9 protein-coding genes are annotated in these 12,433 nt (G+C 71.6%); 7 read left to right on the top strand and 2 right to left on the bottom strand.

What is annotated here, in order from left to right:
* Positions 1-158: 158 nt before the first annotated feature.
* Positions 159-983 (bottom strand): Fic family protein, encoded by an 825-nt coding sequence (locus tag ACZ5GT_RS14245; protein WP_469021175.1) that lies wholly within the window; start codon positions 981-983, stop codon positions 159-161.
* Between the two features lie 101 nt (positions 984-1,084).
* Here ACZ5GT_RS14245 and ACZ5GT_RS14240 point away from each other — a divergent pair, with 101 nt between their 5' ends.
* Complete coding sequence (locus tag ACZ5GT_RS14240; protein ID WP_469021172.1) at positions 1,085-2,065, top strand: ATP-binding protein; 981 nt, start codon at positions 1,085-1,087, stop codon at positions 2,063-2,065.
* Between the two features lie 12 nt (positions 2,066-2,077).
* Here ACZ5GT_RS14240 and ACZ5GT_RS14235 read toward each other — a convergent pair whose 3' ends face one another.
* Positions 2,078-3,418 (bottom strand): polysaccharide deacetylase family protein, encoded by a 1,341-nt coding sequence (locus tag ACZ5GT_RS14235; protein ID WP_469021168.1) that lies wholly within the window; start codon positions 3,416-3,418, stop codon positions 2,078-2,080.
* A 337-nt stretch (positions 3,419-3,755) separates the two neighbouring features.
* On the opposite strand from ACZ5GT_RS14235, the gene ACZ5GT_RS14230 reads away from it, so the two are divergent.
* From ACZ5GT_RS14230 to ACZ5GT_RS14205, 6 genes are all read left to right on the top strand, one after another.
* Positions 3,756-6,458, top strand: a complete 2,703-nt coding sequence (locus tag ACZ5GT_RS14230) for a SulP family inorganic anion transporter (RefSeq protein ID WP_469021163.1) — start codon at positions 3,756-3,758, stop codon at positions 6,456-6,458.
* Positions 6,459-6,810: 352 nt separating this feature from the next.
* A complete protein-coding gene (gene acs, locus ACZ5GT_RS14225) occupies positions 6,811-8,766 on the top strand; it encodes an acetate--CoA ligase (RefSeq protein ID WP_469021160.1) in 1,956 nt (651 codons plus the stop codon).
* A 248-nt stretch (positions 8,767-9,014) separates the two neighbouring features.
* Positions 9,015-10,451, top strand: a complete 1,437-nt coding sequence (gene nhaA, locus ACZ5GT_RS14220) for a Na+/H+ antiporter NhaA (RefSeq protein WP_469021156.1) — start codon at positions 9,015-9,017, stop codon at positions 10,449-10,451.
* Positions 10,452-10,550: 99 nt separating this feature from the next.
* On the top strand, positions 10,551-11,045 hold the full coding sequence (locus ACZ5GT_RS14215; protein ID WP_469021150.1) for a phage holin family protein: 495 nt from the start codon (positions 10,551-10,553) through the stop codon (positions 11,043-11,045).
* Positions 11,042-12,010 carry an alpha/beta fold hydrolase gene (locus tag ACZ5GT_RS14210; protein ID WP_469021145.1) on the top strand — a complete coding sequence of 323 codons (969 nt, stop codon included), beginning with the start codon at positions 11,042-11,044 and terminating at the stop codon, positions 12,008-12,010. The genes ACZ5GT_RS14215 and ACZ5GT_RS14210 overlap by 4 nt, the downstream gene beginning before the upstream one ends.
* A 127-nt stretch (positions 12,011-12,137) precedes the next feature.
* A complete protein-coding gene (locus tag ACZ5GT_RS14205) occupies positions 12,138-12,320 on the top strand; it encodes a hypothetical protein (RefSeq protein ID WP_469021138.1) in 183 nt (60 codons plus the stop codon).
* Positions 12,321-12,433: the final 113 nt, after the last annotated feature.

Raw genomic sequence — 12,433 nt, 5'->3', positions numbered from 1 at the left:
TCGAGGACGCTTGGTAACTCGGTGCGCATGCCAGCGGCGGTACGAGTTCTCGTACCGCCGCACCTCTGCGCCGGCCCTCCCCACGGACGGCCTTTTTCTCGCCCTTCCCGTACCTGTCTCGCGCCTGCTCGCGCCTTCTTCTGCTTTCCGGGGCGTCGTTACGCCGCGCCGCGCTGCAGGGCCTCGCACACGGCCGTCGACTCGCGCGCGCCGAGGCCGACCGCCCTGCCGCAGTGGGCGATCCAGGCGGCGACCCCCTCCGGGGTGCCGGAGACGTACCCCTCGAGCGCCCGCAGATACGCCTCGCCGCCCAGTTCGGCGTGGCCGACCTCGGCGGGGCAGACGGATTTCGGGTCCAGGCCGCTGCCCACCAGGACGATGCGCTCGGCCGTGCGCGCGACGAGGCCGTTGTGGGAGACGAAGGGGCGCAGCGCGAGGAGTTCGCCGTGCACGACGGCGGCCGTCACCAGGGCCGGGGCGGAACTCCCGGCGATGATCAGCTCGGACAGGCCCTCCAGCCGGCCGTTCACCTCGGCGGCGCCCGGCAGCGGCAGTTCGACGAGCGGCTCGTGCACCGGCTCGCCTTCCCGCCGCGGCCGTCCAACCTCGTCCCCGTGGCCCGCGGAGGCCACCAGGTGCAGCCGGGCCAGCACCCTGAGGGGTGACTGCCGCCAGATGGAAAGCAGTTGGCCGGCCTCCGCGGTCAGCCGCAGGGCGGCGCCCATGACGCGCGCCTCGTCGTCGGTGCTGAAGTCGGTGCGGCGGCGCACCTCTTCGAGGGCCCAGTCGGCTCCGGACAGCGCCGCGGAACCGCGGGCGCCGCGCAGCGCCGCCTCGGAGGTGATCTCGTTGCTGCGGCGCCGCATGATCCGGTGCCCGTAGACCCGGTCTACTGCCTTGCGCACGGACTCCACGGAATCGGCCACTCCGGGCAGCGCGCCCAGGGCTGCGAGCGGATCGGCGGTCGCGCCTGTCGTACTCATGAGTACGACCCTACGCACCTCGGCGGCAGGACCCCACGATGGAGTGGTCTTCTTCACGTCCGCCCACACCATGAGTCACCGACTGACTACGCTTCGTGAACATGAAAATTGCTTTCGTCGGAAAGGGCGGCAGCGGCAAGACGACCCTGTCCTCCCTCTTCATCCGCCACCTCGCGACGACCGGCGCACCGGTGCTCGCCGTCGACGCCGACATCAATCAGCATCTGGGGGCCGCGCTCGGCCTGGACGAGGCGGAGGCCGCGGCGCTGCCCGCGATGGGCGACCGGCTGCCGCTGATCAAGGACTACCTGCGCGGCTCCAACCGGCGCATCATCTCCGCCGAGACGATGATCAAGACGACTCCGCCCGGCGAGGGCTCCCGGCTGCTGCGGGTGCGCGAGGACAACCCGGTGTACGACGCCTGCGCGCGGCCGGTGGAGCTGGACGACGGCGCCGTCCGTCTGATGGTCACGGGCCCCTTCACGGACGCCGACCTGGGAGTCGCCTGCTACCACTCCAAGACGGGGGCGGTGGAGCTGTGCCTTAACCACCTGGTGGACGGGCGGGGCGAGTACGTCGTGGTGGACATGACGGCGGGCTCGGACTCCTTCGCTTCCGGCATGTTCACCCGCTTCGACATCACGTTCCTCGTCGCCGAGCCGACCCGGAAGGGGATCTCCGTCTATCGCCAGTACAAGGAGTACGCCCGCGACTTCGGCGTCGTGCTGAAGGTCGTCGGCAACAAGGTGCAGGGCCCGGACGACCTCGACTTCCTGCGCGCCGAGGCCGGGGACGACCTGCTGGTGACCGTCGGGCACTCGGACTGGGTGCGCGCCATGGAGAAGGGGCGCCCGCCCCGGTTCGAGTTCCTGGAGGACGCCGGCCGGCAGGCCCTGCGCACGCTCCAGGCCGCCGCCGACGCGACGTACGAGCTGCGCGACTGGGAGCGGTACACGCGCCAGATGGTGCACTTCCACCTGAAGAACGCGTCGTCCTGGGGCAACGCGCGTACCGGGGCCGACCTGGCGGCGCAGGTCGACCCCGGGTTCGTGCTGGGCGAGGGGGTCACCGCCTCCGTGTGACGGCGGCGCCGGCTACCGTCCGGCCGCCTGCGCGCCGGGCACGCCCTTCGGCGCCGGCGCGCGGCGGCCCGCCGGGAAGGACGCCCAGCCCTGCGCCGGGGCCTCGCCCACCTGCAGCGAGCGCAGCGCCTCCAGGGTCCGCGGGTCCTGGGCGTCCAGCCAGTCGGCCAGCTGCCGGAAGGACACGCAGCGCACGTCCGGCTTGTTGCAGACGGTCTCGACGACCTGCTCGACCGCGCGCATGTAGGTGCCGCCGTTCCAGGACTCGAAGTGGTTGCCGAGGATGAAGGGCGCGCGGTTGCCGCGGTAGGCCCGGTCGAAGCCCTTGAGCAGGCCGTCACGCATCTGGTCACCCCAGAAGCGGTACTTGGCGGGGTTGCCCTGGGTGCGTGTGCCGGACTGGTTGACCATGAAGTTGTAGTCCATGGTGAGCTGCTCGTAGGAGTGTCCGGGGACGGGCACGAGCTGCATCGACAGGTCCCACAGGCCTTCCTTCTTCCTCGGCCAGAGCTGGGTGTTGACGCCGCTGGTGTCGTAGCGGAAGCCCAGTTCGCGGGCGGCCTTCATGAAGTTCCCCTGGCCTTCGAGGCAGGGGGTGCGGGCGCCCACGAGCTCCTTGTCGTAGTCGAAGGGCAGCGGGGCCGCGTTCTTCATGCCGGCGTTGGTCTTCCAGGACTTCACGAACTGCTTGGCCTGCGCGATCTCGCTCTTCCAGTCCGCCACCGACCACTCGCCGACCCCGCCGTCCTTGCCGCAGAAGTGGCCGTTGAAGTGGGTGCCGATCTCGTTGCCCTCCAGCCACGCCAGACGCAGTTGTTCGACGGTGTCGGCGATGCCCTTGGTGTCGTTGAAGCCGATGTCGGAGCGGCCCGGTGAGTGATGCGGCGGCCGGTAGAGGTCGCGTTTGTTCTCGGGCAGCATGTAGACGCCGCTGAGGAAGTACGTCATCGTCGCGTGATTCGCCTTGGCGACCGCGCGGAAGCGGGAGAACAGCTTCTGGCTGTCCTCGCCCGCCCCGTCCCAGGAGAAGACGACGAACTGCGGGGGCTTCTGGCCGGGCCTGAGCCGCTCGGGCCGGGGCAGGTGCGGCTGGACCCCGGTGTACGCGGTGGAGCCGTCGCCGATCAGCCGGACGGCGCTCTTGGGCGCGGGCGCCGGGGCGGGGGCGGTGTTCCGCGCGGCGGGCCTGCCGCTGTGCGCGGCGGGCTCGGTGCTCTGCGCGGCGTGCTTGGCGTTCTGCGGTCCGGGACTGCCTGCCTTGGGGGCGTGGGAGCCGGTTCCGCAACCGGCGAGCGATGCGGCACAGGCCGCGGCGATCACGGCGCCCGCGGCGATCCTCTGGGTGGCGGCCATGTTCCGCCCACCTTCTTCCTTCTCTCAGACCAACGCTGATGGGGGCGATTTCTGGTGATGTGCCGGAAATGCCGACAGCGCCGCCAAGGTCGCACGCAACCGAGAAGGAATTTGTAAGACAAGCCGATCGAATAATCGCTTCACTCATTCGAGTGGCCATCTAGCCCATTCGCCAGAAATGTCCGCACTCGTCCTTTACTTTGAATTACGATTCGTTTACCGAACGTTGAATCATCCCGCCGCTGCACGCCGTGACCCACGGCCGCGACCCCGACCCCCGCCATGGACGGGGGGCCTATCCCATCCGCGACCGCGCTGCCCCGGAGGAGACGGGAACATGTCAGCCTGCACCCCCACTCGCGCCACCGACTCGACTCGGTCCGAGCGCCATCACCAGCCCCACAGCCCGCCATCGGGCCCGCCCCGCCGCTTCCGGGTCGCGGGCGCCGATGTGTCCGCCTCGATCGCGGTCTTCCTGATCGCACTTCCCCTGTCCCTGGGCATCGCCCTGGCCACCGGGGCCCCGCTCCAGGCCGGCCTCGTCGCCGCCGCGGTCGGCGGCATCGTCGTCGGACGGCTCGGCGGCTCCGCGCTCCAGGTCAGCGGCCCCGCCGCCGGACTCACCGTGGTGACCGCCGACCTCATCCACCGCTACGGCTGGCGTACGACCTGCGCCATCACGGTCCTGGCCGGGCTGGCCCAGCTCGGTCTGGGCTGCCTGCGCGTGGCGCGTACCGCCCTCGCCGTCAGCCCCGCCATCGTGCACGGCATGCTCGCCGGCATCGGCGTCACCATCGCCGTCGCCCAGTTGCACATCGTCCTCGGCGGCACCCCGCAGAGCTCCGTCCCCGACAACCTCGCCGCCCTGCCCGCCCAACTGGCCCGGCTCGATCCCGCGGCCCTGTCGGCGAGCCTGCTGACCCTGACCCTGCTGCTGCTCTGGCCGCGCGTCCCCGGCCGGGCCGGACGCCTGCTCCGCACGGTCCCGGCCGCACTCGTCGCCGTCGCCTGCGCCACCGCGGCCGCCTCGCTCGGCGGGCTCGCCCTGCCCAGGGTCGACCTGCCGTCCTGGGGCAGCCACGCCCCGGCCGGGCTGCCCGAGGGCCCGGTGCTCGGCCTCGTCGCCGCGGTCCTGACGATCACGCTGGTGTGCAGCGTGCAGTCGCTGCTCGGTGCGGTCGCCGTCGACAAACTCGTCGCCTCCCGCCCCGGCCTGGCCGGCCGCGTCGGCCGCTCCGACCTGGACCGCGAACTGCTCGGCCAGGGCGCCGCCAACATCGTCTCCGGCGCATTGGGCGGACTGCCCGTCGCAGGCGTGGCCGTACGCAGCACGGCGAACGTGAACGCGGGCGCTGTCAGCCGGAACTCCACGACCCTGCACGGCGTTCTCGTAGTGGCCGCCACGCTGCTGATGGTCCCGGTCCTGGAGTTCATCCCGCTCGCCTCGCTCGCCGCCCTGGTGATGGCCGTCGGCATCCAGATGGTGTCCCTGCACCACATCCGCGCGGTGACCCGCCACCGCGAGGTGCTGGTGTACGTCGTCACCACACTCGGCGTGGTCTTCCTCAACGTCCTGCAGGGCGTGGCGCTGGGGATCGCCGTCGCCGTCGCCGTCGCCATGCACCGCCTCGCCCGCACCCGCATCACGCACGAGGAGAAGGAAGGAGCCCACCACGTACACGTCCGGGGAGCGCTGACGTTCCTCGCCGTGCCACGGCTCAGCAGGGCACTGCACCTGGTACCCGCGGGCGCCCGCGCCGTCGTGGAACTGGACGGTTCGTTCATGGACCACGCGGCGTACGAGTCACTGCAGGACTGGCGGAACACGCACACCGCGCAGGGCGGCACCGTAGAGCTGACCGGCCGCCGGGCCGGGCTCACCATCGCCGAGCCGGGGAGCCTCGCCCGGCTGCCCGGCGACACGGGCACCACGAAGATCACCGGGACCGTCGGCGGCTCTGACGACTCTGACGGCTCTGACGGTCCCATCGAGCGCGCCGACTGTCCCGACTCTTCCGGTTCCCCCGGTTCCCCCGGTTCTCCGGGCCCGCTCGGCTTCCCCGGCTCCGCCAACTGCCGCTGCCGCCCCTGGACGCCCTGGCGCAACCACCAGTGCCACCGCCCGCCGGCCCCACCGCCCAGCGATGCCTCCGGGGAGCCCGGCGGGGCCGCCGGGACGCCCACCGATGACACCGGTACGCCTGCCGGGCACCCCGTCGCCTCCGGCGGGCCCACCGGCTCCGGGGAACCCAGCAGACTCGGGGATCGCGACAGATCCGAGTGCCTCCGCGGATCCGGCGCCCCCGGCGGCCCCGAGGGCCCCGGCGTTTCCGGCGGCCCCGCCGGGCCGGGCCGCCTTCACGGGCCCAGCAGACGCCAGCTGGCGCGCGGCCTCAGCGCCTTCCAGACCAACACCGCGCCGCTCGTCCGGGGCGAGCTGGCCCGGCTGGCCCGGGAGGGTCAGCGGCCGTCCCAGCTCTTCCTCACGTGCGCCGACTCACGGCTGGTCACGTCCATGATCACCTCCAGCGGTCCCGGCGACCTGTTCGTCGTGCGCAATGTGGGCAACCTGGTCCCCCTGCCCGGCGAGGAGAGCGGCGACGATTCGGTGGCGGCCGCCATCGAGTACGCGGTGGAGGTACTCAAGGTGCGGTCCGTCACGGTGTGCGGGCACTCCGGGTGCGGGGCCATGCAGGCCCTCCTCGGCTCCGAGCCCGGGGGCGCGCCCACACCGCTCAGGCGGTGGCTGCGGCACGGGGCGCCGAGCCTGGAGCGCATGGCCGAGGACAGCAGGACCCGGCCCCGGCTCGCCGGCCGGGCACCGGCCGACACGGTCGAGCAGCTCTGCCTGACCAACGTCGTCCAGCAACTGCGGCACCTGCGGGCCCACGAGTCCGTGGCCCGCGCCCTGCGGGCAGGCGAGCTGGAGCTGCACGGCATGTACTTCCACGTGGGCGAGGCGCAGGCGTACCTGCTCACGGGGGCGGAGGAGGGCGGCGCGGTGTTCGGCCGGGCGGGCACGGCGGAGGTGTCCGCCTGAGCCGACGCCGAGTCCCGGCAGGCAGAGCCGACGCCGAGTCCCTGCGGGTGCGCGGTCCCGACGCCCCGGGCCGCACACCCGCAGCGGACCGCACATCCGCCCCGGACCGCACACCCGCAGCGGATCGCAGACACCGGCAGCGGACCACCCACCGGCCGCGGACCACGATGTGAGAGCCACGGCACATGGCTGAACTCGGCCCGGTCGGCGTCCGTGGGTACGGATGACTCGGCGACCGGAAATGCCCACCCAAAGGTCTACACCAATTTTCCGGTCGGGCCTTGTCATCGGCCCCCGGCTCTGATGAGCTGTGGCCTGGGACACAACGGACACCCTGGGAAAGGGAGATGTCGTGAGCAACGAAAGCCTGGCCAACCTCTTGAAGGAGGAGCGACGCTTCGCGCCGCCCGCTGACCTGGCCGCGAACGCCAACGTCACGGCAGAGGCGTACGAACAGGCCAAGGCTGACAGGCTCGGCTTCTGGGCCGCGCAGGCCCGCCGGCTGAGCTGGGCCAAGGAGCCGACCGAGACGCTGGACTGGTCGAACCCGCCGTTCGCCAAGTGGTTCAAGGACGGCGAGCTGAACGTCGCGTACAACTGCGTCGACCGCCACGTGGAGGCCGGGCACGGCGACCGGGTCGCCATCCACTTCGAGGGCGAGCCCGGCGACAGCCGCGCGATCACCTACGCCGAGCTGAAGGACGAGGTCTCCCGGGCCGCGAACGCACTGCTGGAACTGGGCGTACGCAAGGGCGACCGGGTCGCCGTCTACATGCCGATGATCCCGGAGACCGCGATCGCGATGCTGGCCTGCGCCCGCATCGGCGCCGCGCACTCGGTCGTCTTCGGCGGCTTCTCGGCGGACGCGCTCGCCACCCGCATCCAGGACGCCGACGCGCGCGTGGTCATCACCTCCGACGGAGGCTGGCGCCGGGGCAAGCCCTCCGCGCTCAAGCCGGCCGTCGACGAGGCGGTCTCGCGCGTGGACAACGTCGAGCACGTGCTGGTGGTCCGCCGCACCGGCCAGGAGGTCGCCTGGACCGAGGGCCGGGACGTGTGGTGGCACGAGGCGGTCGACCGGCAGCCGGCCGAGCACACACCGGAGGCATTCGAGGCGGAGCACCCGCTGTTCATCCTGTACACGTCCGGTACGACGGGGAAGCCGAAGGGCATCCTGCACACCTCCGGCGGCTACCTCACCCAGACCGCGTACACCCACTGGGCCGTCTTCGACCTGAAGCCGGAGACGGACGTGTACTGGTGCACCGCCGACGTCGGCTGGGTCACCGGGCACTCCTACATCGTCTACGGGCCGCTGGCCAACGGCGCGACGCAGGTGATGTACGAGGGCACCCCGGACACCCCGCACCAGGGCCGCTTCTGGGAGATCGTGCAGAAGTACGGGGTGACGATCCTGTACACCGCGCCGACGGCGATCCGCACGTTCATGAAGTGGGGCGACGACATCCCCGCGAAGTTCGACCTGTCGTCGCTGCGCGTGCTCGGCTCCGTGGGCGAGCCGATCAACCCCGAGGCGTGGATCTGGTACCGCAAGAACATCGGCGCCGACCGCACCCCGGTCGTGGACACCTGGTGGCAGACCGAGACCGGCGCGATGATGATCTCGCCGCTGCCGGGCGTGACCCCTGCCAAGCCGGGCTCCGCGCAGACCCCGCTGCCGGGCATCTCCGCGACCGTCGTCGACGACGAGGCGAACGAGGTGCCGAACGGCGGTGGCGGCTACCTGGTCCTGACCGAACCGTGGCCGTCGATGCTGCGCACCATCTGGGGCGACGACCAGCGGTTCATCGACACCTACTGGTCGCGTTTCGAGGGCAAGTACTTCGCCGGCGACGGAGCGAAGAAGGACGACGACGGGGACATCTGGCTCCTCGGGCGCGTGGACGACGTGATGCTCGTGTCCGGGCACAACATCTCCACCACGGAGGTCGAGTCGGCGCTGGTGTCGCACCCGTCCGTCGCCGAGGCGGCCGTCGTCGGCGCGACCGACGAGACCACCGGGCAGGCCATCGTCGCCTTCGTGATCCTGCGCGGCACGGCGGCGGAGACGGAGGACCTGGTCGCCGAACTGCGCAACCACGTCGGCGCCACGCTCGGCCCGATCGCCAAGCCGAAGCGCATCCTGCCCGTGGGCGAGCTGCCCAAGACCCGCTCCGGCAAGATCATGCGCCGCCTGCTGCGCGACGTCGCCGAGAACCGCCAGCTCGGAGACGTCACCACGCTCACCGACTCGACGGTGATGGACCTCATCCAGGCCAAGCTGCCGGCGTCCCCCAGCGAGGACTGAACGGGGACGAGCGAGGACCGAGGGTCCCCGAGCGAGAACTGAGCGGTCGGCCGCGGAGCAATGCCCCGTCCGCGGCCGAAGGGCATCCGGCACCGGCGTGCCGGATGCCCTTTTCGCGCCTACCGTGGACTGAGCCGGGCCCCCTCCGGCAGATTAGGTAAACTAAGCAAAACACACGTGATCTCAGGTGCGCCGGGAAGTCTGGTCGGCAAGCGGTTCCGTCCTGCCCACCGACCGGAGGTCCCCTCTTGACCCCGCCCCGCACCTCTCGCACCCGCAAGGCCTTCGGACGCCTGTCCCTGCCCGAGCGGAACTTCGTCGCGGAAGCCCTGCGCACCGAGACGGTCGGCGGTGTACTGCTGCTCGTCGCCGCGATCGCGGCCCTGCTCTGGGCGAACATCCCCGCGTTGCGCGACAGCTACCAGAGCGTCGGCCACTTCCACCTCGGCCCCGGATCCCTCGGCCTGGACCTGTCTGTGCAGCACTGGGCGGCCGACGGACTTCTGGCGGTCTTCTTCTTCGTCGCCGGCATCGAGCTCAAGCGGGAACTGGTCGCCGGTGACCTGCGGGACCCCAAGGCCGCCGCGCTGCCCGTCGTGGCGGCCCTGTGCGGCATGGCCGCACCCGCGCTCGTCTACACGCTCACCAGCCTCACCGGCGGCGGCTCACTCGCGGGCTGGGCGGTGCCCACGGCCACCGACATCGCCTTCGCGCTGGCCGTGCTCGCCGTCATCGGCACCTCGCTGCCGAGCGCGCTGCGTGCCTTCCTGCTCACGCTCGCCGTCGTGGACGACCTCTTCGCGATCCTGATCATCGCCGTCTTCTTCACCGACAGCATCGACTTCGCGGCGCTCGGCGGGGCGGTCGCCGGTCTCGCCGTGTTCTGGCTGCTGCTGCGCAAGGGCGTGCGCGGCTGGTACGTGTACGTGCCGCTCGCGCTCGTCATCTGGGCGCTGATGTACAACAGCGGCGTCCACGCCACCATCGCCGGCGTCGCGATGGGCCTGATGCTGCGCTGCCACCGCCGCGAGGGTGAGGAGCACTCCCCCGGGGAGCGCATCGAGCACCTCGTGCGGCCCCTGTCGGCGGGCCTGGCCGTGCCGCTGTTCGCGCTGTTCAGCGCCGGTGTCACCATCTCCCACCACGCGCTCGGGGACGTGTTCACCCGGCCGGAGACGCTGGGCGTCGTGCTCGGCCTGGTCGTCGGCAAGACGCTCGGCATCTTCGGCGGCACCTGGCTCACGGCCCGGTTCACCAGGGCCTCGCTCAGCGAGGACCTGGCCTGGGCGGACGTGTTCGCGGTGGCGACCCTGGCCGGGATCGGCTTCACCGTGTCGCTGCTCATCGGCGAGCTCGCCTTCGAGGGCGACACGACCATGACGGACGAGGTCAAGGCCGCCGTCCTGACTGGCTCCCTGGTCGCGGCCGCGCTGGCGACGGTGCTGCTGAAGATACGCAACGCCAAGTACCGCAGGCTGTGCGAGGCGGAGGGGCGCGACGAGGACAGCGACGGCATCCCGGACGTCTACGAGGAGGACGAGCCGGAGTACCACCTGCGGATGGCCGAGATCTACGAACGCAAGGCCACCGAGCACCGCCGCCTCGCCGAGCTGAAGGCCGCGGAGCGACGCGCGCTTGCCGAAGTGCCGGGCGGGGCAGGCGAGGACGGCGACCGTCCGGCATGATCTGACGGGACGGTACAAAAAGACCGTGGGAAAACAGTCAGATAAGTCAGACGAGTCGGACAAGTCAGGCAGACGAGTCAGGCAGTGAGGGAGACCGCGATGAGCGCACCCGACGGCAGCCCGGTCGGCGCCGAACGCAGCATCGGTGAGCTGTTCGCCTCGGCGACGGCCGAGATGTCGGCGCTGGTGCACGACGAGATCGCGCTGGCCAAGGCGCAGCTCAAGCAGGACGTCAAGCGCGGCGCGGTGAGCGGGGGCGCCTTCTCGGTGGCCGGCGCGGTGCTGCTGTTCTCCCTGCCGATGCTGAACTTCGCCCTGGCCTACGGCATCCGCACCTGGAGCGGCTGGAACCTCGCGGTCTGCTTCCTGCTGTCCTTCGCGGCGAACGTCCTGATCGCCGGCTTCCTGGCGCTGGTCGGCGTGTCCTTCGCGAAGAAGGCGCAGAAGGGTAAGGGCCCGCAGAAGGTCGCCGCCTCCGTGAAGGAGACGGCGGGCGTCCTGCAGAAGGCCAAGCCGCACCCGCGTCCCGAGGCGCCCGCTCTGGAGGACCGGTCCGCGAAGGCCATCGAGGCTGTGGCACGCTCATCCTCATGACGGGCTCCTCGACCCCTGCGGGGCAATCGCACTCGGCGCACTCACACTCGGCGCAACCCGCATCGGTCGTACGACCGGACGGCCCCTGGACGCACCGGGAGGTCGCCGCGAACGGCGCGCGCTTCCACATCGCCGAGGTGGGCGACGGGCCGCTGGTGCTGCTGCTGCACGGCTTTCCCCAGTTCTGGTGGACGTGGCGGCACCAGCTGACCGCGCTCGCCGACGCCGGGTTCCGGGCCGTCGCCATGGACCTGCGCGGCGTCGGCGGCAGCGACCGCACCCCGCGCGGCTACGACCCCGCGAACCTCGCCCTCGACATCACCGGCGTCATCCGCTCCCTCGGCGAACCTGACGCCGCGCTGGTGGGCCACGGCTTGGGCGGCTACCTGGCCTGGACGGCGGCCGTGATGCGTCCGAAGCTCGTCCGGCGGCTCGCGGTCACGTCGATGCCGCACCCGCGGCGCTGGCGCTCGGCGATGCTCACCGACGTACGGCAGACACGCGCGGGCTCCTACATCTGGGGGTTCCAGCGCCCCTGGATCCCGGAACGGCAGCTGACCGCCGACGACGGCGCGCTCGTCGCCGAGCTGATCCGCGAGTGGTCCGGGCCGAACCCGCCGGACGACAAGGCCCTGCGGACGTACCGCAGCGCGATGTGCATCCCGTCGACGGCGCACTGCTCGATCGAGCCGTACCGATGGATGGTGCGGTCGATGGCCCGTCCGGACGGCCTCCAGTTCAACCGCCGCATGAAGCGCCCGCTACGCGTGCCGACGCTGCATCTGCACGGCTCGCTCGACCCCGTGATGCGCATCCGCAGCGCGGCCGGTTCCGGGGAGTACGTCGAAGCGCCTTACCGCTGGCGGCTGTTCGACGGTCTCGGGCACTTCCCGCACGAGGAGGACCCGGCCGCCTTCTCCACGGAACTGATCAACTGGCTGAAGGATCCCGAACCCGATCGGTGACCGTTCCTGCGCGCCCGGTGTCCAAATCTGAACGCCTGTTCCCCGAAAGGCCAATTGCCTGGCGCATAGGCCAATTGGGGGCGCGTGGGGCGGTTATCGACCATGGGGCAGGGGCAGACGTCCCGGTATGGGCTGGACGCACGACTACAGTGACGTAGCACGCAACCGCCGCTCGGCCGGCGGCCTGAGCTCCCACCAGCGGGGCGGCTCCCCGCAGTTGCCGGGTGCGGACCCCCGGGTGGGCATCCCGCGCATCCTGCGCCGCCGGGCCCGCTGGGTCTCGATGCGTCTGCGTCACCCCCGGGGCTGACCGGCCCCGGGCGGCCACTGGGGCCCGGACCGACGGCTCCCCAGGCCCCCGGACCCCCAGGTCCTGATGGCTCCCAGCCGTCAGGACCTGCCGGTCCCCAGCCGGCCCCCGGG

It is taken from the genome of Streptomyces sp. NPDC031340, assembly GCF_055569945.1.
This window is presented reverse-complemented; position numbering and strand designations above follow the sequence as displayed.